This window comes from Bifidobacterium cebidarum (assembly GCF_009193305.1).
GTDB lineage: Bacteria > Actinomycetota > Actinomycetes > Actinomycetales > Bifidobacteriaceae > Bifidobacterium > Bifidobacterium cebidarum.
Genome location: NZ_WBVS01000001.1, coordinates 258,341 through 281,078 on the forward strand (window position 1 = coordinate 258,341; position 22,738 = coordinate 281,078).

The window sequence follows — 22,738 nt, forward strand, 5'->3', positions numbered from 1 at the left end:
CGGCTCCTCTTCAGCAAGAGGAGCCGCCATATGAGGTATCACTGGTCAGTGGTCTGATGCTGTTTCTTGGAGCCCAGGACAGCCCAAATGATAGCCACAATCACCAGAATCACGCCGACCGCACCACAGATGATGGCCGTCAGTATGCGCGGATCGATATAGAAGCTTTCGATGAGCAGACCGGGGAACGCCCAGCCGCACACGAGGCCGACCGCACCGATCACCATGCCGAGCACCCCGAAAATGATGGTCGGAACGCTGGCTGAGCGCTTGGGATTGTCTGTTTCCGATTCGGCAGTCGGTGCTGGAGCGGCACTGGCAGCCGGAGTCGCGAAAGTCGCCGAGGCGGACGCAGACGATTCCGTATGGGTGTTGGAATCAGCCGCATCGTCGGCAACAGTGCTGTTGTCGTCCGCCTCTGCAGCTTGAGGCTGAACATGCGCGGCAGCAGGCTGGGCGAATGCCTCCATAAGGGGAACGTTCAAGTCGGGCGCGGTTCTGACATCAGCATCAGGCTCAGCAGCATCAGGCTCAGTGGATTCGGCTTCGTCGGTACTAGGCTCCTCCACATCCGCCACCGACTGCAATGCGATGGTTTCCACTTCCGGCTGATCGCCTTCCGCGATCTCATCGTTTGCAGCCTCTGCATCGTGAGGCTTGGTGACTTGGGTCTGGGCAACCTGAGATTCATCCTCGATGGCAGCCATCGACTGGGTAAGGCTCTCATCCGACGGTTGCTGCTCAATGTTCAGCACTTGCGTCTGCTGACCATCGTTTGCCGTGGGCAGCACCTGGGTCTGGCTAGTATCAGCCACGGATTCGAATACCTTGGTGTCATTCGCGTCCGATTCCGTTGATTGCAGCTCCGTGGGAATGGTCTGTGTCTGGGACACATCCTCGATGGACTGGAATTCCTTGGTTGCATTGATGTCGTCAGTCATTGTTCGCCTCCTTGCTGGCGTCGCCGGAGTTATCAGGCTCCTGATTCCAAGGCGAGTAGTCACTGTCTTCGTCCAGATACTGCTGGCGTTCGAGGTTGCCGCTTTCGGTACCGTATTTGTCGGCAAATTCCTGGAAGTTGGCATCCTCCCAGTCGGATGCGTAGACCACATTGACGCGGCCTTCCACGGTGTAGGGCACGGCGATCAGCAATTCAGGACGACCTGATTCCGGCATCAAGTCAGGTTGGTTCGCCATCCATTCGTAGTTCTTCCCCCCTATGGGCGCAGTTGGGAATGGCGAACTGCCGTCCAAGCTGAAGTTGAAGCTGCCAGAGGTGTCATATACCAGTGCGTATTTGCCGCCCACGCTGGCTGGACCGACCATGTATCCGTATTGTCCCGAGCCAAATCCGTACGTGCAGCCATCCGGCAGGATGATATGCACTTGCGCACTTCTGGCAGCTACCTTGATGGTGCCGGCCGGGCAATTGGTGGTGATGGTTTTGCCACTATGCGTTTTCACCTGATGCGGCGCATGCGTGTCGTCCCAGGCAGACAGGTCGAGAATGGCTTTGCTTTGTTCATAGCTATCGCCGGTGAACGCCACGCCCTGCTCGAGTTTCTTGAACGTATGGTCGCTGGAATCAGCCGCAAAGGTGCGACCGACTTGCACTTCGTTCATGTCGTACAAGTTCTCGGAGCTTGCGTTGTGCGTCAGTTCGATGTTCTGCAACGGGTTCTGCCGATCGGCAAGCGTATAGCGGTACCAATAGGCCGAATAGGTGCCGGACACCATGATCATGCAGGCCGCGCAGAATCCGGCGATAAGGCCCAAAGGAATCAGGCCTCCGGTTCGCCGGCCTTTGACACCGAGTATTACGACCACAAGCCCCATCAGCACGCACACTGCGGAAATCCATACGGTACCCAGTCGAATGATGGATTCGATGCCCAGATCATTGAACCATATCCATCCCATGAGGGCAGCGAAGGAGAGGCAGGAAATACCCAATACGCTCAGCACCACAATCGGACCGGCCGGCTTGCGGCGCTTGGATTGGTGCGGAGCAGCAGCCGCGGCAGACTGTGAAACACCTTGTGAAACATAAGGAGGCACCGACTGTGCAGTTTGCGGCGAGAACGGTGTCCGTACAGCGCTTTGAATGTAAGGCTGCGGCTGACTTGGCGGCATTGCACCTGTTTGCGGCATCGGTCGAGGCGCACCTGGGTATAGTGCCGCACCAACCGCGACAGGACCAGCGGCCGGAGCGTAGCCAGCTCCTGCTGGACTAGGCACATTGGGCATTACGCCCGGGTTCGCCTGCATATACGATGCCGGCGAACCATACGGGGCGGCCGGAGCGTATGGCATGCCATTCGGCGTGACATTGGGACTTGCAGGCCCAGTAGGGTCAGCTCCGAACCCATATGGAGGGTACGGACCAGTCGGCGCGCCTTTTACACGGCTACCGCGAGCGCCGAAACCGTATCCCTCGCGCTGACGGATGCCGCTTTTCGCGAGCCACCACAAGGCAAGCGCCGCCACCACAATGCTCACCCAGCCGGCTCCCGGAATCAGGATCGCCACGGCGATGAACACGAAGCAGCCGAGGCAGTTCCAATCCCATCGGCCAGCGATGAGTTCCTCGGCCAAGATGCGCCCGTCGCGCACATCCGGCATAAAGAACCAGCCGAATGCGTACAACGCAGCACCGAAGCCGAAGAACAGGGTGAAGATGATGACCAGCGCCCGCACCAAGGTGGGGCTCCAGCCAAGTCGGGCGGCGATGCCGCTGCATACGCCGCCGATCCACCGGTCGTCGCCGCGTACGAGGCCGCTCCACCGGATCCACGCGAAGATGCGCTGAGGAACCTTGCCATTGGTAGTACCACCATCTAGGCCATTGCCCTCGCGCGGCGGTTGGTATTGATGATTCACATTCGGATTGCTCATAGTTCCATTACAGCGCTTGTCTTATGCCATACTCCCCCGAAACCACCCTGATTCGTCCCTGAACATAGGCTCAAAACCTGGTGATGGTTCCCTAGGCACGGCACAATGGAGGTATGACTTCACCCACACTGCTCGCCCCTGAGCCGTTACTGCCCGCGCGCATGCCGTTGTTGCGGCCCAAACGCGGCCGCTGGCTGACCGGCGTATGCAAGGGCATCGCACTGCACCTTGGTATTTCCGCGGCCTGGGTGCGTTTGGCGTTCATTGTGCTGACCATGCTTTATGGCGCCGGCATTGTCGGATACGTGTTCTTGTGGATTTTCGTACCAGCTGGCGATCCGATCGCAGCTGCTGCAGCGCAATCGGGCACTGTGCCCGTCAATCAGGCGCCTTTGGCCCACGGTAATCGGCCAGTGAATGTGCAAGGTTCGGCTATCGAACCCGAGGAAATCATCGGTAAGCCTGAATCATTGACCGATGCAGTTAAGCGTGCGCCCAAACCAGCATTGGTGGCATTAAGCGGTTTCGCATTGATGGCTATTGGCTTGCTGCTCTTGAGCGCAGGAGTCAGCAACGACGTCATCATGCCGCTGATGCTGGTATTCGCCGGCATCGCATTGGCATGGATGAATCTGGTGCCGCGCGGCATGCAGGTGTTCTCTATGCTGGGCGGACTTACGTTGATTTTCATTGGCTGGGCCATGTATGTATCCAATGTGTCGTTCATTGGCTGGGGCACGTCGCCTCGCCGCATTATGGCATCCGGTTTGGTGATGATCGCGGCGATGGTGACCGCCGTGCTGCCATGGGCCAACGCCATGCTGCGGCAGCTCGCCCACGAACAGTCACTGAAGGAGCGCGAAGAGGAGCGCGCGGATATGGCCGCGCATCTGCATGATGGGGTGCTGCAGACGCTGGCCTTGATTCAACTGCATGCCAAGGAACCGGAGAGCGTGTTCACGTTGGCGCGCGCGCAGGAACGGGAGTTGCGCGAATGGTTGTATCAAGAGCGTGTCACTTCCGACCGCTCGGTGAGCGCCGGACTGAAGGAGATTGCCGCCGAGGTGGAGGACGGCCATGGCAAGCCCATTGAAGTGGTGACCGTGGGCGATGCTCGCCCCAGTGCGCAGACCGATGCTCTGCTCGATGCCACACGTCAGGCGTTGGTCAATGCGGTGACGCATGGCGGTGAGCCGATTTCCCTGTACTGCGAGGCCAATGCCACTTTGGTGGAAGTGTTTGTACGCGATCATGGCAATGGGTTTGATATCAATGCGATACCGAAGGACCGACTGGGTATTCGCGAATCCATCATCGGTCGCGTCGAGCGGCGCGGCGGTACAGTGGAAATCGTGTCCAGAGCCAGGTGGGGAACCGAAGTGCGTATGCATATGCCAATAGCGCCAAGTGGTGCCGCACAGCAAGGAGAGAGTCAATGAGCGAGGACAGCACCGCAAAGATTCGTGTGGCGGTGGTGGATGACCATGAGATGTTTCGTGCCGGCGTGATTGCCACACTGCAGCACACATTCGATATTGTCGGTCAGGCTGCGGATGTGCCGAGTTCCGTGGCGATGATCGCGCAGGTCAAGCCGCAGGTGGTACTGCTGGATGTGCATGTGCCGGGCGGCGAAGGCGGTGGCGGTGCGGAGATTCTGCTGAAATCGCGTCCCTACTCCCCCGATACCGTGTTTCTGGCGCTATCTGTGTCCGATGCACCGCAGGATGTAGGTTCGGTAATTCGCGCTGGAGCACAGGGGTATGTAACGAAGACCATTACCGGCGCTGATTTGATTTCCTCGATCAAGCAGGTGCACGAGGGCTATGCGGTGTTCTCGCCGAAGTTGGCTGGCTTTGTATTGTCCGCATTCCAAGGCGGCTCGTTCGGCGGTGCGGATGCACCAGTACACGATGAGGAATTGGATCGTCTGTCCGCCCGCGAGCAGGAAGTGATGCGCCTGATCGCCCGCGGATACACCTATAAAGAGGTGGCGGCGGAATTGTTTATTTCGATTAAAACCGTGGAAACGCATGTGAGCTCGGTGCTCAGAAAGCTTCAGCTTTCCAACCGCACCGAGCTCACTCGTTGGGCCGCCGATAGGCGGATTGTGTGACCTACAAGGTCACTTGGCGTCGCGGAAACCGTTAGGGTTCTTGGTCTGCCAGTTCAGGGAGGACTTGGCCATATCGTCGATGGTCAGCTCGGCCTTCCAATCCAGCTCGCGGGCTGCCTTGGAGGCGTCGGCGTAGCAGGCGGCGATGTCGCCGGGGCGACGGGGCTTGATCACGTACGGAATCGCGTGGCCGGCGGCCTTCTCGTAGGCCTTGATGACCTCGAGCACGGAGTAGCCGTGGCCGGTGCCCAGGTTGTAGGTGAACACGCCCGGCTTCTCGATGTGGTCGATGACGGCCACGTGGCCCTTGGCCAGATCGACGACGTGGATGTAATCGCGCACACCGGTGCCATCGGGGGTGTCGTAATCGTCGCCGAAGACCTGCACGGCCTTGAGCTCGCCAATGGCGACCTTGGCCACATACGGGGTCAGGTTGGCCGGGATGCCCTTCGGATCCTCACCCAGCAGGCCGGATTCGTGAGCGCCGACCGGGTTGAAGTAACGCAGCAATACGATAGTCCACTCCGGATCGGCCACATGCACGTCGCGCAGGATCTGCTCCTGGAACAACTTGGAGGTGCCGTACGGGTTGGTAGTGCCACCGGTCGGGGTCTCCTCGGTGATCGGCAGTTCCTTCGGAGTGCCGTACACGGTTGCGGAAGACGAGAAGATGATCTTCTTGACGTTGTGGGCACGCATCACCTTGAGCAGCACCAGCGTGGAGTACAGGTTGTTGTCGTAGTACTCAATCGGCTTGGCCACGGACTCGCCCACGGCCTTGAGACCCGCGAAGTGGATGACCCAGTCGATCGGGTTCTCGTCGAAGATCTTGTTCATCAGGGCTTCGTCACGCACGTCACCGTCGTAGCGCTTGATCTTCTTGCCGGTGATCTGCTCGACGCGGTCGAGAGCAATCGGAGACGAGTTGCCGTAGTTGTCTACGGACACCACGTCGTATCCCTTGTTCAACAGCTCAACGTCAGTGTGGGTGGCAATGAAGCCTGCGCCGCCCGTAACCAGAACAGTGGTCATATCTTCTCCTTGAAGAATGTGCACTTCTGTTTCTTGAATGTGCACTTTTGTTCTTTCATGACTGAGTTTACTGCACTGAGTGACAAAATCAAGCTCGATAAGCGGTTCGCGTGAGCCGTTTTGTTCACAAAAGAGAACATTGGCTCCCCTCCTTGAAGAGGGGAGCCACTATGTCAGATCAGGCGTTGCGCCAGGCGATGCCGCTGCCTTCGAGGTCGAAGGTTTCACTGCTGCCGTCCGCCAGCGTGACGGTGGTGGTCTGCGGCTGGTCGGTGTTGTTAATCACGCAGTAGAGGCCCCGCTCCGGGAAGTGTGCGACCTCGCACTCCGGGTTCGAAGAGCTCCATGCCGCGTACCTGCCTTCGTTATGGGACGCCCAGAAGAGGATACGCTCCAGCAATCGCGCGTTGGCGGCCGAGTACGGCAGGCCGGACACGTACACGCCACGGCCCTCGCCGTATTCGTTGACCGCAAGCTGCACCTGGCCATGATCAGCGCGCAGCAGCGTCACGTCCTCGTTGACCGGGTAGGTGTTGAGCACCGGCTCGCCGAAGTCGATGCCGCCGAGCGGTTCGATGCCCTGGCCACCGCCGCAGCCGGACAGCGGAATGCGGTAACCGGCCTTCTCCCACGCCTCGCGGGCTTCGGCGTCCACCGGCACGTCGGCGGTGATGAAGTGATCCGGGGTGACCGGCGGGAAGTACTTGTCCACAGACAGGGTCTGGTAACGCTCTTCGTCCACACCGAACACGTCGGCCAGTTGGAAGAAACGGCCGGCCTGGAAGCGAGGCAGCGAGCTCGGCTCGCCCACGCCCACCAGAGCGCCGCCGCCACGCACCCAGGCGCGCAGCGTCTCGGCCAGCTTCGGATTCGCCCACACGTCACCGCCGGTGAACGCGGTGTCGACCGGGCCGCCGGTTACAATCACGTCGATGTCGTCGGCCACGCCATGCTCCAGTACGTCATCGAAGCTGATGAAGCGCACGTTCACGCGCATGCCGGACAGGGATTCCAGAATGCCGTAGTAGGAGTAGGTCTGCTTGTTGGGCAGTGCATGAGCCACGGTGAACGCCATCCAGGAGCGCATCTTGCCCCAGGAGTTCAGAATCGCCACGTTGAGCTCGCCTTCGGCGGCCTTACCGTCCGTACGGTCGTGGATGTCACGGAACTCGTTGGCGATATGGGTCACCGTGTCCACGAACTTCGGGAACTTGGCCGCGAGCGACAGGTATCCGCCATAGCCCATGCGGGAGATCGGGGAACGTAGGATGGCGCGACGGGCCTTACGCCAGTTGTCGAGGCCTTCGATGCTTGGGTCGTTGCCCTCGTAGAAGGTGTCCGGGAAGAAGTACGGCAGGAAACGGCCCTCGGTGTACCGAACGCCCGGAATATCGGCGATCATACGGGTTGTGGTGCCGTCGCCGATGGAGCCGACCACGGCGTCCAGACCGAGGTCCTCGAAGCCTTCCTTGTAGGGCTCGGTGCCAATCCACTGGTCGCCGAGGAACATCATCGCCTCCTTGCCCGCGGCATGGGACATGTCGGCGAGCTGCTTGACGTTCTTGCGCACGAAGCCGGAGAGGAAATCGATCCAGTCGCGCTGCGCCTTGCGCGGCACACGCCATGCGGAGTTGTAGGCGCCGCCGTCCACGAAGTCCTCCGGGCGCAGACGGTAGCCGTATTCCTTCTCGAAATCATCAAGCGCAGCCGGGCTCACGGTGCAGGCGCAACCGAACCAATCCACGATCTTCTCGCGATGCTTCGGGTCGAACAGCAGGGTGAACTGGTAGAAGAACGTGGTGAAGCGCACCACATCCACCTGCGGATTGTCCTTCAGCCACTGCTCGAACGTGTCGAACACGAACTTGCGGGTGGCCGGATGGTAGATGTCGAACGGAATCTCGTGTTCCTTGTCGCCCCAGTTGTTGGTCAGGTGGTTGTACATCTCCACCGGATCCCAAATGATGTAGGCCAGGAAGCTCACCGTGTACTCGTGCCACGGGGTCACGCCCGTCACATGCACGGTGTCCTCGCCAGCATCAAGCGCCCACCGCTCCGCCGGAACGACTTCGCCGGTGGTGCGGTCCACGACCTCCCAGTACTTGTGCGGGTCGGCATCGCGGTTCGGCTTCAACTGTTCGGAGAAGAAACCGCCCATCAGCGGAACGTCGACCGCATCCGATTCGGCCAGAATACGATCGGTCAGCAGGTATACCTGCGGTGTCTCATCCATATGCAGGGTGATCCACTCGTTATGCGCGCGGGTCGGGAAGTATGCGCTGTAGATCTTCTTGCCGAGGGCGAGTACGGCTTCGTCCAGATGGGTGCCGTCGGAGTTACGAATCGCGTCCGCACCCCATAATTCGGCAAGCTCCTTGGTTTTTTCGGCAAAGTTCTCCTCGCTTGGCAAGGTGAAGCGGCCGGTACTGGTCATGGTCTCTCCTTTGAGGACATTGATTATGTCGGTAATTGTTGTAGCCGATTAAATTGTAAACAATATATGCATATAAAACAAGAATCCGACCCCGCCGTCGGGCGTCCAGGATTCTGACTGCATAAATCACTAGTGCGCCCTACGGCGACGCCGGAAGAGCGAATGCAACATCACCGGGGATTCCTGCCGACCTTGCCGACAATTGTTCATCGGCAAGGACCAGCAAGTCTCCGGGTCAGTATGTTGTGTGCTACTTGGTGGAGAAGCCGCCCGGCATCGGAAGGAGTAGCACGAGATGCCGGGCGACGGGAATATTGACGGCCCCTGCAAGAACGGACTCGCCTTCGGCGAGACTCAATCCGGCCCTCGCTCGGCTGCCGCCTCGCTCAGGCTGACGCTACAGACAGCCCACCGGGCTGTCTGCTAAACGCGTCAGCCCTTGACTGCACCGGCGGCGAGACCGGCCTGCCAGTAGCGCTGGAGACCGAGGAAGAGCACAATCACCGGCAGCACACCGAGCAGAGCGCCCATCATCAGAGCGCCACGATCAGTGAAGGTTGCGAGAGAGACCATGCCGTACAGACCCAAAGTCACCGGCTTCAGGGTGTCGGAAGAGACCATCATCAACGGCAGCAGGAAGTTGTTCCACGTGGCAACGAACAGGAACAGGAAAATCGTGACCATTGCCGGAGCCAGAATCCTCAGCACAATCGTGAAGAAGATTCGTGCTTCGCTAGCGCCATCGATGCGAGCCGCCTCAAGCAGTTCGTTCGGCACTGAGGTCTGCGCATACACGCGTCCCAGGAAGAAGCCGAACGGAGAGACGCAGCACGGGATGATGATGGAGAGCATCGTGTTGGTCAGATGCATGGCGTGGAAGATGGAGTACTGCGGAATGGTCAGCAGTGCAGCCGGCATCAGCATGCAGCCCATGATGACGCCGATGGCAAGGTTCTTGCCACGGAAGTTGAACTTCGCGGTGGCATATCCTGCCATCACAGCCACCAGCGTACCGACCAGAGCGGAAACGCCCGAGTAGATCAGGGAGTTCAGCACCCAACGCCAGAACTGGCCACGGGTCCAACCAATCAGTGTGCCGTAGTTCTTGGCGATGGCTGCAGGCAGATCGCTCAGACCCACGGCGAACCACAGACCATTGCTGCCGGTCATCTGGCTCGGCGTCTTGGTCGATGCGATGATGGCCCAGTAGATCGGGAACAGGAAGTAAATCAGGGCAAAGACCAGAACGACGATGGTGATGGTCTTGACCAGCGCGGAAGGCTGCATGGAACGAGGCAGATCGTTGGCATGCTTATCGCGAATCTTATCGGCCTTCTTGCGAGCGCGCGCTGCCGCACGCGATTCCTTATCAATAGCTTCTGCGGTGCTCATTCTGCGTTCACCTTCCTTTCAACGAGCGTGTAGACTACGGCGAGTACGCCAGCGATCAGTGCCATAACGATGGCCACAGCGGATGCAGGTCCATCGCCACCCGGGGTCAGCGTGCCTTGCGAAGTGTTGAGGGCCATCATCATTGGCGTGTACGACTTGGAAATGCTCGGATCGGAAATCGACATCACCTGAGGCTCGTTGAACAGCTGGATAGTGCCGACGATGGAGAGCAACATGGCAAGCAGGGCGGCTGCGCGTACGTTCGGCAGCTTGATCTTCATGGCGATCTGGAAGCCATTGGCACCATCGATGCGGGCGGCTTCGTACAGGTCGTGCGGAATGGCCTGCAGTGCGGCGAGGAAGATCAGCATGTTGTAGCCGGTGAAGGTCCACGTCGTGATGTTGGCCATGGAGCCGAGGACCACATTATCGCCGAAGAAGTTGACCTTGATGCCGATGGCGGCAAGACCTTTGACGATGGGGGAAATCTGACCGTTGTAGAGGTACACCCAGATGATGGATGCGACCACGCCCGGGATGGCGTACGGCAGGAAGTAGCTCAGACGGAATGCGGTGATGTGCTTGACGATGTAGGAATCGATGAGCATTGCCAGAGCAAGTGCCGCGATGATCATGACCGGGACCTGAACCAGGGTGTAGAGCACCACCCTGCCTACGCCAGCCCAGAAAGCGCCGGAAGTAACAACGTATTGGAAGTTTTGCAGTCCTACGAACTTGTTGACCAGTTCGCCTCCACCGTATGCGCCACCGCCTGTGGTGACCTGACGGAAGAAGCTGGAGTAAATAGCCCAGATGATAGGCAGAATGAAGACCAGGGCAAAGAGAATGCCAAACGGTGCCATGAAGGCCCAGCCGGTGCGGTTCTCACGCTTGGCAGCGTCAGACGCCTTTGGCTTGGCGGCACGCCTGGCGACCCCCGTCTTCGCCGTTTTCGTTGTTGCAGTCATAGGGAAAACCTGTCTTTCAAAAGAACAGTGAGAAATGAAAGTAAGCGATGAAGTCCGGATCAGTGTAGTCAGATATCAGCGAACCGAACTTAGGTAAAAGGAAAGGCCGGAGTGTTGAGCTCCGGCCTTTCGATGTGTGATTGAGGAGATTAGCGGCTGGAAGGAACCTTAGCCGTTAATGTCACTCGGAAACAGACAGGCCGAGGTTCTTCAGCGTATCCACAGAAGTGGTCTGCGCGTCGGAGAAGATGTCCGCAACCTTGCCGGAGCCATCGGTGGCCTTGGCAGCGGTCTCGTTCATCTTGGCGGCGACTGCGGAGAAGCCAGGCATGTAGGTGAAGTCACCCATGTTGTTGTTGGCGTCCTTGAATTCCTTCATGATGTCCTGACCGCCGAAGAAGGTGGACCACTCGGAAGGAGTCTTGGCGTCTTCGGTGGTGGCAGCCGGCACCAGGCCCTGGGAAACCAGATCCGGAACCTGGGTGTTGAACCAATCCAGGAACTCCATGGCTTCCTTCGGGTGCTTGGAGTTCTTCAGCACGGCCACAGCGGAACCACCGTCAGGGCCGGTCTTGCCAGCGTTGCCGAACCAATCGCCAAGCTGAGCGACCTGCCATTCGCCGGAGCCAGTGCCGCCGGAGGAGGTCATGAACAGCGGAGCTTCCCAAGCGGCGGCCACGGTACCGATCAGCTGGCCATCCTTGATGGAGGCATCGAAGGACGGATCCCAACGCGGGTTGGTGGTAACCGCCTTGACGTCGAGCAGCTGCTGGTAGAAGTCAGCAACGGCCTTGGAGCCATCGGTCTCGGTGTTGACGACCCAGGAGTCGCCCTTCACCTTGTACCAGCCACCGGAAGCACCAGCCAGACCGGAGATCATGTTGCCGGCCTCATCAGGCTGGTAGGACATGATGTACTTGCCGGCGGCGGCAGCGGTCTTAGCAGCGGCGATGAACTCGTCAGCGGTCTGCGGGACCTCGGTGATGCCGAGCTTCTCGAACTCAGCCTTGTTGTAGAAGTAGACCAGCGGGCCGGTGTCCTGCGGCAGGCCGTAGGCCTTGCCGTTCACCTGAACCAAGCTGTACGGGCCGGATGCGAAGTCGCCCTTGTACTGCTCGGCATACTGGGTCACGTCCTGGAGCAGCCCCTTGGTGAAGACCTCAGGCAGCTCGGCGTAACCGACCTGAGCCAGATCAGGAGCCTCGCCGGACTTGACGTCGGTCTCAAGCTTCTTGATCATCTCAGAGGCCTTGCCATCGAACTTGGTGGCCTTGACCTGAATGTCCGGATGCTCCTTGTTCCACTTGGCAACGATGTCGTTAACCAGGGTCATGCCTTCGGAATCCGGAAGACGGTGCATGTAGGTGATGGTGACCTTGCCGCCGTCGCTGCTGGAATCACCAGTGTTGGCAGTGTCGCTACCGCAGCCGGCAAGGCCCATGCCCATGGCGGCTACTGCAGCCAGTGCGGCTACCAGACGCTTGTTATGCGATACCATATCTCTACTCCTTCGTTATATGGTCTCATCACTTCCCTGTGACGAACAATTGTCAATGTATGCCCTTCAAGGAAAATTGTCAACTTTGCTAACAATTTCTGCGCGCCACCAACAAAAACGTTGAGTTCCTTTGGTTTATCGCACATAAGTTCCGTTAACTTTAGCAACAATCCCTGCATATTGACTTTTGAACGCTTGGCCGTGTGACCGGTTACATATTATCACGCGACCCAACTCTCGCAACACCGGCATGTATCTAAAATATGAAGAAATAGTGAAAGCGTATTTTCTTGCCGCAGTCAAGGAACCCGCAAGGATCCGCGTATCACCCGTCGACTACATCGAGTCACCTGACCCGACCTGCACCGCGGAAAGAAACGGGGCCTAGACACCTGCCTAGACCCCGGTTTGCGGACAGAGCGAGATTCGAACTCGCGGAGGGTTGCCCCTCAACGGTTTTCAAGACCGTCTCTTTAGACCGCTCAGACATCTGTCCTTCTGCGCGCCCCACAGCATGCCGCGAAAGCGCACAATGTTCAATTATACATACGGTAGGGAGAATAATTATCGACGCTGTCGCAATGTATCTTTTGCGGCCTCGCCGGCCTCCCCCTCCGGCTCTTTGGACTCCTCATCTTCAGGAAGACAATAGTTGCCCGCAGAGCAACAGCAGGCCAGATGAAATCAGGCCTCCCACTTGGTCGGCTCAATGACTTCCTTGCCGCCCATGTACGGACGCATGGCCTTCGGAATCTCGATGGAGCCGTCCTTCTGCTGGTGGTTCTCAAGGATGGCGACCAGCCAACGGGTGGTGGCCAGTGTGCCGTTCAGCGTGGAGACCGGACGGGTGTTGCCGTCTTCCATACGCTCGCGAATGTTCAAGCGGCGAGCCTGGTACTCGGTGCAGTTGGAGGTGGAGGTCAGCTCGCGGTAGCGACCCTGGGTCGGCACCCAAGCCTCGCAGTCGAACTTACGGGCGGCGGAGGAGCCCAGGTCACCGGCGGCGGTATCGATGATGCGGTACGGCACCTCAACCTTGGCGAGCATCTCCTGCTCCATGGCCAGCAGGTGCTCATGCTCCTTGTAGGAGTCCTCCTGCTTGGCGTAGACAAACATTTCCACCTTGTCGAACTGGTGGACGCGGATGATGCCGGAGGTGTCCTTGCCGGCGGCGCCAGCCTCACGGCGATAGCAGGAGCTCCAACCGCAGTAGCGCAGCGGGCCGTTGTCGAGATCGAGGATCTCGTTCTCGTGCATACCGGCCAGAGCCACTTCGGAGGTGCCGACCAGGTACTGGTCGTCAGGTTCGCGCAGACGGTAGATCTCGTCGGCATGGGAGTTCAGGAAGCCGGTGCCGCGCATCACTTCAGGACGGACCAGCGTCGGGGTGATGGCCAGCACGAAGCCGTGCTCCTCGGCCTGATCCACAGCCATGGTCAGCATGGCGATCTGCATACGGGCCACAGCACCACGCAGGAAGTAGAAGCGGGAGCCGCCGACCTTCACGCCGCGGCGCATATCGATGCCGGCCACCTCGGTGCCGAGGGTCAGGTGATCCTTCGGCTCGAAGCCTTCGGCGGCGAAGTCACGAATCTGGCCAACCTTCTTGACCACCACGTAATCGTCCTCGCCGCCTTCCGGGGCCTCCGGCTCCACGATGTTGGAGAGCTTCCACATGGCAGTGGTGTATTCCTCGGCCGCGGAATCAGCCTTGGACTTGTATTCGGCGACCTTCTGGGAAAGTTCCTTGGTTTCGGCGATCAGCTTGGCCTTTTCGTCGGCCGGAGCCGCGGCAACCTTCTTGCCGATTTCCTTCTGCTGGGCGCGGGCCTCTTCGAAAGCCTTCAGCGCTTCACGACGTGCGGTATCGGAGGAAAGCACTTCATCGACGAGTTCGACGGACTCGCCGCGCTTGCGCTGGGATTCCTTGACAATATCAGTGTGTTCACGGATGAATTGAATATCAAGCATGCGCCCAACACTACCGCCGCAAGCCGACACATAAGCATGTCATCCGCCTGCCAATCTCACCAACCGTGCAGGAAATGTTCACGAACGGCGCGGCAATAGTCAAGACGGACAATCTGCCACTACAAATAGGAATCATGCCTCAGTCCACGCTTACAGTGCTTATCATCATTGCCGCGGTGCTGCTTCTTGCGGTGTTCATCGCAGCCATCGCCTTGGGTATCCGCGCCGAGCGCCGCCGCAGGCTCGCCGAAACACTGGAAAAGCGCAGGGACGACGAGGTGCAGTATGCCTTTATCATCAACCCCTCCAAGCCTCAGGCGGCCACCCAACGTCTGCATATCCAGGAGTTCTGCCGCTCCAAAGGATTGAATCGCATTCGCTTCTACGATACGCAGCTCGATAAGGACGGGCGCGCCTGCGCATTGGAGGCGCTCGAAGACGGCGCCGATGTGGTGATCGCCGTTGGCGGTGACGGCACGGTGCGCACAGTGGCGAGCGCGGTTTCCGGAACCGGCCATGCGCTTGGCATTATCCCCATCGGCACCGGCAACTTGTTCGCCCGCAATATGGGCATTCCCGTGGACGATATCGACGCGGCGTTGACCGTAGCCACCTCCCATGGCTCTCGCCTTGTGGATATGGGCCGGCTTCGCTTGCTTGACCATCCTGAGGACGATCACGGCCATGCGTTCCTCATCATCGCCGGCATCGGCTTCGATGCGGCCATGATCGATGACACCGATCCGGCATTGAAAGCCAACATCAGCTGGCTGGCCTACTTTGTGGGCGGTATCAAGAACCTGTTCGCACCGAAGTTCCGCGGCAATCTCACCATCACCAGCGCCGATGGCTCCACCCATTCCATCAAGAACCTTGATTTTCGTACGATCATGGCCGGCAACTGCGGCCAGATCCCCGTGTTTTCGCTCATGCCCGCCGCCTCGTACGATGACGGCATCCTTGATTTCGAAATCATCGACACCACCGGCGGCATTCTGGGTTGGGCGAACCTGTTCGGCGACGTGGTGCATCAGACCATCACCGGCAAGCCGGAGCAGAATCCGCTGTCCACCAACTCCACCGTCGAGCAGGTGCAGGGCATCACCGCGGAAATCACATTGGAGAAGCCCGCCAAAGCGCAGGTGGATGGCGATATGCTGCCGGAAACCAAACACATCCGCTTCTCCGTGGACCAACGTGCCTTGATCGTACGTGTGCCGGATACCTCCACATTGAAGACCGCGCAGGTTGCGGCGGCGAACGCCACGTCCGATTTCGCGGAGACGACGAGCATCCTGGAACCGGTGAAGTAGGACTCTGATTATTGCCGGGCGTCGGCGGTGACTCGCGCCACATGCATGGCGAGGTAGGCCACCTCGTCTTCGCTGACGTCTGCGTCCAGGCGCAATTCCAGCAGTCCGCCAATGGTCGACGCGCAACGCAGCGCCTCGGGATAGGCTTCACGAATCGCTTTCACGATGGGAGCCGGCTCATCTACGAGCTGTTTGTTCTGATGGATGCGGATGAACAGGTAGCGCAAATGCGTGATGAAACGCCCCACGTTCACTGATTCACGGTCGAGTTTCAGCCCATATGCATGCTCGATGATGTCCAGCATCTGCTGAATCACGCCGGTCATCGTATACGTATAGGTCAGGTCTCCGGTGGCGAATCCGGCGTTCACCAGATGCATGGCAAGCGATGTCTCCTCGCCATCCGGCAACGGTTCCACAAGCTTGGCGTTGATGGCCTTGAGTAACGCATGCCCCTGTTCGTATTCCTTGGGATAGAGGTTGCTGACTTCGCCAGTCAGCGGATACTCGACTGCGATGCCGCGCTTCTGCCGCGCAATGGCACCGGCGATATGGTCGGCAAGTGCCATCACCAGTGTGGTGCTGCCAATCTCACGCTTCCCCAGACCGGTTTCCTTCATCGCGTCGACGATGATGCGAATGATTTCCGGGTCGATGTCCGACAACATCTGTGCCAAATGATCGGGGTCTCGGCCGTCCGCAGGCACGAAGGTGCGCACGATCTTCGATTCGTCAACCGACTGCCCCGGTTTGGCTTGGAATCCCAGACCCCTGCCGGTGAGAATCACTTCGCCGCCATTACCATCGTTGGCAAGCACGACGTTGTTGTTGAAGACCCTGAGTATTTCCATGACGCACCTCCTTCCCGTCATCGTTGAGCTGTCATCCATTATCGTTCTACGTCGATAATAGGTACTCCGGCAGTCACCCTCCTCGATTTGTCCTGTTGCCTATCAAGCTCGATCAATGGCACTACCGAGGTCATCGTCATCGTATTGACTACGGTCACCACCACCACTGGGTTATGGCCTGCACGGACAATCGCGCCAAAGTCCACATGCAGCAGCACATCTCCGGCGGCGACGCGCTCCCCCTTCGCAGCCTGCAGAACGAATCCGTCACCACCCATATCCACGGTATCGAGACCAACATGCACCAGTACCTCAATGCCATCGTCGGTTTTGATGCCGAACGCATGACCGGTTTTAGCCACCATTTTTATCATGCCGCTCACCGGCGCATGCACCGCTGCGACACCCGCTGAACCATCAGGCACGATACCCACGCCCTCGCCAAGCGCCTTGGACGCGAATACCGGGTCGCCGATTGACCCCAAACCGACCACTGCGCCTGCAATTGGAGCGAAGACAGCATTGGGCGATTCGGCATGCCAACGATGCTGCACAGGAGCGGCGGAATCCTCGACCGGTGAATCATCGGCATCAGTGATTACGGCAGAGGACTTCTCAGACACCGACTTTGCCGAGGAGACGCTTTCGCGAGTGCTTTGCGGCATACGGTAATCGAATATCACCGTCAACATCATGGCAACAGCAAATGCAATGGCGATGGAAAGCGCATATACCCATGCACGATCGAACACTGGAATGGTCAAGAGCGAGGAAAAAGCGAACGCCGTAGTCGTTACTCCGTGAATTGTCTGCCCTGAGGGCAGCACTGAGGGGAACGCCCAACTGAGCATCGCGCTAGAGAGGCCTCCGGCTGCACAGCCGGCGAGCAACCACCGGTACGTACGGCGATGCTGTAGATGAATACCGTACAAACTGAGCTCCGAAACACCACCGAGCAAACCAGCGAGCAGTGCACTGAGCGAAGTCTGGCGCATAACGGCATCATGTTCACGAATAGACAGCATGAGCACGCCTGCGGTCACACCAAAGCAAGCAAAATTCCAAACGCCCATAGGGCCTTGTACAAAGTCATATCCCAGCGTCTGAATGTTCATCAGCATCAGAGCATTCAACGGCCAATGCAGTCCGAGTGGCACCAAGAACGGGTAGAGCATAGGAATCAAGAGCGCGAACAGGAACGGCACATGCGTGTTCAACCATGCAGTGCCCGCACTTAGTTCATCGCCGAGCCATACGCCAAGCGGACCGATGAACAGTACGGAAAGCAGATAGACCACCACGAGCGAGCAGAACGGCACGAACACCAGTTGCACGCTGTCTGGAATCACGTGTTTCAGCCCGTGGTAGACCACGGCCAGCAGCACGACCATGAGCAGCGGCACAAATATGTTGCCACTGTAATCATTGATAGGCATGGTGATGCCGAATACATCGATGCCGCCGTTCAATCCTGCAAGTTGGGGAGCCAACAGCGCCGACATAATCGCGCCGCCAAGCCAGGGGTCGACGTTGAGCTTGCGGGCAGCATTGACGGCAATCATGATGGGCAGCATCACGAACATGACTTCCCAGATGGCCTTCAATGCCCGCCAACCGTCAGTAGTGTTGCCATCCGGGGTGAGTCCTAGCGCCACAGCCACGTTGGCGAGCGCAATAATCATTGATGCGCCAAGCAGCACGCCGAGCAATGGGCGGAAGGCATCGGAAACGTAGTCAAGGATGGCGCTTGCCCATGCTCGCGGCGTGCGAGGCAACGACGCACGAGACATGAATGATTGTGGGGCCTCGCGACGTGCTGCACCAGAATCTGCAGGAGCGATAGGGTCTACGGACTCCATGGATTTTTCGGATACATCGGATGCGCCAATTACCTCTGACGAGGCCGCATTCATCATGCTTATCATGCGCTCATATACCGAGGCCACAGCACCGCCGATGATGATTTGGCAGCGCCCGCCAGCGCGCGGGAATGCGCCGAGCACACCCGGGATGGCTTCAATCCGGTTCAGATTGGCTTTACGCTCGTCGGAAAGCGTGACGTGCAATCGGGTGGCGCAGTGGGTGAGTTCAAGAATATTGCTTGTGCCGCCGAGGGCTTCGAGAATCTGTTGAGCCATCGATGATGCGGAAGCGGCGGGCACGGAAGCGGTCGCGGCGGAATCCATAGTCGGCGTATCCTGCGTTCGCGCAGATGGTACTGATGCTTTCGATGCCGCCACCGTTTACTCCCTTCACCCTACATCCCCGCCATTGTCTCGCATCAAGTCCAGCTTTGTCCATCGAACATCAGCAATCCACTCCGATTGCCCGGTAAGACCTACCTCAACGCAAACGATTGCAATAATCTATTGCTCTTCGGAGTGTCGCGCACAAAAAAGTCGTATTCTTTTCTTCACACGTTGCGTAGCAGGGTTGTTACTTGGAAACGAGGCAAGACCTGGAGCGATGTGGAATTGGTATATCCGTAAGCGATAATCAGTGTATCGGATATGCGTGTTCCACATTGTTCCAGGTCTTTTTTGTTTTCAGGTGGCACAACGAGGTACTGCCTGCACGCGGCACATGGGGTGCACCGAATGCACTCCGTCAATGGCGATGAAAGGAACATGGCAATGACGACGGCAAACACTGCAGCCGCATCCACGAATGTGGCGACGGACGCCACCGAAGCGCTCGAGAACAGCGCCAGCGCAATGGCAAACATTGCAACCAACACAATCGAAACCATCGAAGCGGCGGAATCCCGTAGATTCTCCTCTCGTTTCCCGCTCAACAGCTCGTTCATCTTCACGTTCGGCGCCCTCGGCGGCATGCTGTTCGGCTTTGACACCGGCATCATCTCCGGCGCATCCCCGCTCATCGAATCCGACTTCGGCCTGAGCGTCTCCCAGACCGGCTTCATCACCTCCTCGGTGCTTATCGGCTCCTGCGCCGGCGCATTGTCCATTGGCGCCCTGTCCGACAAGTTCGGCCGTAAGAAGCTGCTCATCGTCTCCGCCATCCTGTTCCTTATCGGCTCTGGCATGTGTGCCACCGCCACTGGCTTCCTGATGATGGTCGCAGCCCGCATCATTCTGGGTCTTGCCGTGGGCGCCGCCTCCGCCTTGACCCCGGCCTACCTTGCCGAACTCGCCCCGAAGGAGCGCCGTGGTTCCCTCTCCACGCTGTTCCAGCTCATGATCACGTTCGGCATCCTGCTGGCCTATGCCTCCAACCTCGGCTTCCTCGGCCACAATCTGCTGGGCGCCCGCGATTGGCGTTGGATGCTTGGCTCCGCTCTGGTTCCGGCCGCGCTACTGCTGATTGGCGGCATCATGTTGCCGGAATCCCCGCGCTACCTGGTGAACAAAGGTGACGAGCGTAACGCATTCAAGGTGCTGACCCTGATTCGCAAGGACGTCGACCAGGCCCAGGTGCAGCTGGAGCTTGACGAGATCAAGGCCGTGGCCGCCCAAGACACCAAGGGTGGTGTGCGCGAGCTGTTCCGCATCGCTCGCCCGGCGCTCGTCGCCGCCATCGGCATCATGCTCTTCCAGCAGCTCGTCGGCATCAACTCCGTGATCTACTTCCTGCCTCAGGTGTTCATCAAGGGCTTCGGCTTCCCCGAAGCGGATGCCATCTGGGTTTCTGTAGGCATCGGCGTGGTGAACTTCGTCTCCACCATCGTGGCCACGATGATCATGGACAAGTTCCCGCGCAAGGGCATGTTGATCTTCGGCTCCATCGTGATGACCGTCTCCCTGGCCATTCTCGCCGTGATGAACTTCGTGGGCGACGTCGCCGTGCTCGCAGTGCCGACCATGATCCTCATCGCCTTCTACATCCTCGGCTTCGCTGTCTCCTGGGGCCCGATCGCCTGGGTGCTGATCGGTGAGATCTTCCCGCTGTCCGTGCGCGGCATCGGCTCCTCCTTCGGCTCCGCCGCCAACTGGCTGGGCAACTTCATCGTCTCCCAGTTCTTCCTGGTGCTGCTCGACGCGTTCGGCAACAATGTGGGTGGTCCGTTCGCCATCTTCGGTGTGTTCGCAGCCCTGTCCATCCCATTCGTGCTGCGATTTGTGCCCGAGACCAAGGGCAAGTCGCTGGAGGAGATCGAGCAGGAGATTTCCCGTCACTGATTCCCAAGCACCATTGACCGATGGCCGGTATCGACCCGATTATTCCGGGATACGATACCGGCCATTACCGTTTTGCCATGGTTTGCATGGCCTTTGAGCGCCTCTTTACCGCGTGTTGCCGCCTCTTTTTTCACCATTCGCACAAAAGTTGACAACTCTTAACATAACTGCGTCCAAAACGTTGAAATCCGTGGCACAATAGGGAAGCATGGTAGCAAAAAATGCGGGCTTACCCGCCACCCCAGCAGATCTGATCAACGTCGATGAGGTCATCGGCAAGTACTATGACCTTGTCCCCGATCCGTCCGTTCCCGAGCAGCGTGTCATCTTCGGCACCTCCGGCCACCGTGGATCGTCCCTGAAGACCTCGTTCAACGAGGCTCATATCATCGCCATCTCCCAGGCCATTGCCGAATACCGTAAGCAGGCTGGCGTCACCGGCCCGCTGTACCTCGGTTCCGACACCCACGCGCTCTCCGGTCCGGCCAAGAAGACCGCCATCGAGGTGCTTGTGGCCAACGGCGTGCACGTGCGCATCGATTCCCGCGATGACTTCGTGCCCACCCCGGTGGTCTCCCAGGCCATCCTGACTCACAACCGTGCGGCCGATGGCACCCAGCGTTTCGAGGGCGAGGGCCTTGCCGATGGTATCGTCGTCACCCCGTCCCACAACCCGCCTACCGACGGTGGCTTCAAGTATGACCCCGTCACCGGCGGCCCGGCTCCTGCCGAAACCACCAACGCCATCGCCGCTCGCGCCAACGAGCTGCTCGGCGACTACAAGAACATCAAGCGCGTGCCCTACGAGGAGGCCATCAAGTCCGAGTACGTCGAGGGCTTCGACTTCCGCGAGCACTACGTAGATGATCTGAAGAACGTCATCGACTTCGATGTGATTCGTTCCTCCGGCGTGCGTCTCGGCATCGACCCGCTCGGCGGCGCTTCCGTGAACTACTGGCCGCTGATCAACGAGAAGTACGGCCTGAACATCGGCGTCGTGCGTCCTGAAGTCGATCCGACCTGGCGCTTCATGACCATCGACCACGACGGCAAGATCCGCATGGATCCGTCTTCCCCGTACGCCATGAAGGGCTTGGTTGACGAGCTCAACGCCGGCGCTTGGGACAAGTACGATCTGGTCGGCGGCACCGACCCGGACGCCGATCGTCACGGCATCGTCTGCCCGAACTGGGGCGTGATGAACCCGAATCACTACATCGCCGTGGTTGTGGAGTACCTGTTCGGCGGCAACCGCCCGGATTGGCCTGCGGGCGCCGGCATCGGCAAGACGCTGGTCTCCTCCTCCCTGATCGACCGCGTGGCCGCCTCCATCAACGCCAAGCTGGTCGAGGTCCCGGTCGGCTTCAAGTGGTTCGTCGATCCGCTGTTCACCGGCGAGGTCGCCTTCGGCGGCGAGGAAAGCTCCGGCATGAGCTTCCTGCGCCGCGACGGCCGTGTGTGGACCACCGATAAGGACGGCCTGATCCCCGACCTGCTGGCCGCTGAGATCACCGCCAAGACCGGCAAGAACCCGGCCGAACTGCACAAGGATCAGGTTGCTCGCTTCGGCGAGTCCTGGTACAAGCGCGTCGACACCCCAACCACCCTTGAGCAGAAGCAGAAGTTCGCCAAGCTCACCGGCGACGACGTGACCGCCACCCAGCTTGCCGGCGAAGACATCACCGCCAAGCTCACCGAGGCTCCGGGCAACCACGCCAAGATCGGCGGCCTGAAGGTCACCACCAAGGACAACTGGTTCGCAGCCCGTCCTTCCGGCACCGAGAACATCTACAAGGTGTACGCCGAATCCTTCGAGAGCCCCGAGGCCCTCGACAAGGTGCTCGACGAAGCCAAGCTCGTGGTCGACAAGGCTCTGAGCGAGTGATTTCTCGCTGAATCCTGATAGCGCAAAGGGCGTTTGGACTGTGTCTTACTGTCCAAACGCCCTTTATGTATGCGCGTCATCATACGGATGTGGCACAAAATAGCAATCAATGACCTAAACCAATGTCGTGCCACGGTTTCTTGCCACAACCGCACGATAAATCATTATTGCCATATCGTGGCAAGCAAAACCGCCATTCCTTCGTCGGGACGTTCAAGATGGCTTGGTACAATCGGCCGATTCCCTC

The 22,738-nt window shown here is 59.0% G+C and carries 15 protein-coding genes and 1 tRNA gene; 5 read left to right on the forward strand and 11 right to left on the reverse strand.

What is annotated here, in order from left to right; all coding sequences use genetic code 11:
- Nucleotides 1–38: 38 nt before the first annotated feature.
- A complete protein-coding gene (locus F7D08_RS01065) occupies nt 39–941 on the reverse strand; it encodes a hypothetical protein (protein WP_152208900.1) in 903 nt (300 codons plus the stop codon).
- Nucleotides 934–2,895: a PspC domain-containing protein gene (locus F7D08_RS01070; protein ID WP_152208901.1), complete on the reverse strand. Its 1,962-nt coding sequence runs from the start codon at nt 2,893–2,895 to the stop codon at nt 934–936. The genes F7D08_RS01065 and F7D08_RS01070 overlap by 8 nt, the downstream gene beginning before the upstream one ends.
- 113 nt (nt 2,896–3,008) lie before the next feature.
- Between F7D08_RS01070 and F7D08_RS01075 the strand changes: the two genes are divergently transcribed.
- Together F7D08_RS01075 and F7D08_RS01080 are read left to right on the forward strand one after the other, a co-directional pair.
- Nucleotides 3,009–4,334, forward strand: a complete 1,326-nt coding sequence (locus F7D08_RS01075; protein ID WP_152208902.1) for an ATP-binding protein — start codon at nt 3,009–3,011, stop codon at nt 4,332–4,334.
- Complete coding sequence (locus F7D08_RS01080; RefSeq protein WP_152208903.1) at nt 4,331–5,008, forward strand: LuxR C-terminal-related transcriptional regulator; 678 nt, start codon at nt 4,331–4,333, stop codon at nt 5,006–5,008. Before F7D08_RS01075 ends, F7D08_RS01080 begins: the two co-directional genes overlap by 4 nt.
- A gap of 9 nt (nt 5,009–5,017) precedes the next feature.
- Here F7D08_RS01080 and galE read toward each other — a convergent pair whose 3' ends face one another.
- From galE to serS, 7 genes are all read right to left on the reverse strand, one after another.
- Nucleotides 5,018–6,040 (reverse strand): UDP-glucose 4-epimerase GalE, encoded by a 1,023-nt coding sequence (galE, locus tag F7D08_RS01085; RefSeq protein WP_100493501.1) that lies wholly within the window; start codon nt 6,038–6,040, stop codon nt 5,018–5,020.
- A gap of 178 nt (nt 6,041–6,218) precedes the next feature.
- Nucleotides 6,219–8,474, reverse strand: coding sequence for a 1,3-beta-galactosyl-N-acetylhexosamine phosphorylase (gnpA, locus tag F7D08_RS01090; protein ID WP_152208904.1), 2,256 nt, complete (start codon nt 8,472–8,474; stop codon nt 6,219–6,221).
- 432 nt (nt 8,475–8,906) lie between these two features.
- Nucleotides 8,907–9,866: a carbohydrate ABC transporter permease gene (locus tag F7D08_RS01095; RefSeq protein WP_152208905.1), complete on the reverse strand. Its 960-nt coding sequence runs from the start codon at nt 9,864–9,866 to the stop codon at nt 8,907–8,909.
- A complete protein-coding gene (locus F7D08_RS01100) occupies nt 9,863–10,834 on the reverse strand; it encodes a carbohydrate ABC transporter permease (RefSeq protein ID WP_152208906.1) in 972 nt (323 codons plus the stop codon). Before F7D08_RS01100 ends, F7D08_RS01095 begins: the two co-directional genes overlap by 4 nt.
- A gap of 181 nt (nt 10,835–11,015) precedes the next feature.
- On the reverse strand, nt 11,016–12,332 hold the full coding sequence (locus F7D08_RS01105) for an ABC transporter substrate-binding protein (RefSeq protein WP_152208907.1): 1,317 nt from the start codon (nt 12,330–12,332) through the stop codon (nt 11,016–11,018).
- Nucleotides 12,333–12,743: 411 nt separating this feature from the next.
- A tRNA-Ser gene (locus tag F7D08_RS01110) sits at nt 12,744–12,828 on the reverse strand.
- 188 nt (nt 12,829–13,016) lie between these two features.
- On the reverse strand, nt 13,017–14,303 hold the full coding sequence (serS, locus tag F7D08_RS01115) for a serine--tRNA ligase (protein WP_152208908.1): 1,287 nt from the start codon (nt 14,301–14,303) through the stop codon (nt 13,017–13,019).
- Between the two features lie 134 nt (nt 14,304–14,437).
- Here serS and F7D08_RS01120 point away from each other — a divergent pair, with 134 nt between their 5' ends.
- On the forward strand, nt 14,438–15,616 hold the full coding sequence (locus tag F7D08_RS01120) for a diacylglycerol/lipid kinase family protein (RefSeq protein ID WP_193316129.1): 1,179 nt from the start codon (nt 14,438–14,440) through the stop codon (nt 15,614–15,616).
- An 8-nt stretch (nt 15,617–15,624) separates the two neighbouring features.
- Here the strand turns inward: F7D08_RS01120 and F7D08_RS01125 are convergent, their stop codons facing one another.
- Nucleotides 15,625–16,467: a PRD domain-containing protein gene (locus F7D08_RS01125; protein WP_152208910.1), complete on the reverse strand. Its 843-nt coding sequence runs from the start codon at nt 16,465–16,467 to the stop codon at nt 15,625–15,627.
- Between the two features lie 38 nt (nt 16,468–16,505).
- A complete protein-coding gene (locus F7D08_RS01130; RefSeq protein WP_152209091.1) occupies nt 16,506–18,653 on the reverse strand; it encodes a glucose PTS transporter subunit IIA in 2,148 nt (715 codons plus the stop codon).
- A 447-nt stretch (nt 18,654–19,100) separates the two neighbouring features.
- On the opposite strand from F7D08_RS01130, the gene F7D08_RS01135 reads away from it, so the two are divergent.
- Together F7D08_RS01135 and pgm are read left to right on the forward strand one after the other, a co-directional pair.
- Entirely contained in the window at nt 19,101–20,606 is a 1,506-nt protein-coding gene (locus F7D08_RS01135) for a sugar porter family MFS transporter (RefSeq protein WP_226803227.1), read from the forward strand.
- 208 nt (nt 20,607–20,814) lie between these two features.
- Nucleotides 20,815–22,491 (forward strand): phosphoglucomutase (alpha-D-glucose-1,6-bisphosphate-dependent), encoded by a 1,677-nt coding sequence (gene pgm / locus F7D08_RS01140; RefSeq protein ID WP_152208912.1) that lies wholly within the window; start codon nt 20,815–20,817, stop codon nt 22,489–22,491.
- Nucleotides 22,492–22,738: the final 247 nt, after the last annotated feature.

Bases quoted from the DNA above. Each gene is read 5' to 3' on its own strand.
- F7D08_RS01070 (WP_152208901.1), bottom strand. From the start codon at position 2,895: ATGAGCAATCCGAATGTGAATCATCAATACCAACCGCCGCGCGAGGGC.
- serS (WP_152208908.1), bottom strand. From the start codon at position 14,303: ATGCTTGATATTCAATTCATCCGTGAACACACTGATATTGTCAAGGAA.
- F7D08_RS01120 (WP_193316129.1), top strand. From the start codon at position 14,438: ATGCCTCAGTCCACGCTTACAGTGCTTATCATCATTGCCGCGGTGCTG.
- F7D08_RS01075 (WP_152208902.1), top strand. From the start codon at position 3,009: ATGACTTCACCCACACTGCTCGCCCCTGAGCCGTTACTGCCCGCGCGC.
- F7D08_RS01135 (WP_226803227.1), top strand. From the start codon at position 19,101: ATGACGACGGCAAACACTGCAGCCGCATCCACGAATGTGGCGACGGAC.
- pgm (WP_152208912.1), top strand. From the start codon at position 20,815: ATGGTAGCAAAAAATGCGGGCTTACCCGCCACCCCAGCAGATCTGATC.
- F7D08_RS01100 (WP_152208906.1), bottom strand. From the start codon at position 10,834: ATGACTGCAACAACGAAAACGGCGAAGACGGGGGTCGCCAGGCGTGCC.
- gnpA (WP_152208904.1), bottom strand. From the start codon at position 8,474: ATGACCAGTACCGGCCGCTTCACCTTGCCAAGCGAGGAGAACTTTGCC.
- F7D08_RS01105 (WP_152208907.1), bottom strand. From the start codon at position 12,332: ATGGTATCGCATAACAAGCGTCTGGTAGCCGCACTGGCTGCAGTAGCC.
- F7D08_RS01065 (WP_152208900.1), bottom strand. From the start codon at position 941: ATGACTGACGACATCAATGCAACCAAGGAATTCCAGTCCATCGAGGAT.
- F7D08_RS01130 (WP_152209091.1), bottom strand. From the start codon at position 18,653: ATGGATTCCGCCGCGACCGCTTCCGTGCCCGCCGCTTCCGCATCATCG.
- F7D08_RS01095 (WP_152208905.1), bottom strand. From the start codon at position 9,866: ATGAGCACCGCAGAAGCTATTGATAAGGAATCGCGTGCGGCAGCGCGC.
- F7D08_RS01080 (WP_152208903.1), top strand. From the start codon at position 4,331: ATGAGCGAGGACAGCACCGCAAAGATTCGTGTGGCGGTGGTGGATGAC.
- F7D08_RS01125 (WP_152208910.1), bottom strand. From the start codon at position 16,467: ATGGAAATACTCAGGGTCTTCAACAACAACGTCGTGCTTGCCAACGAT.
- galE (WP_100493501.1), bottom strand. From the start codon at position 6,040: ATGACCACTGTTCTGGTTACGGGCGGCGCAGGCTTCATTGCCACCCAC.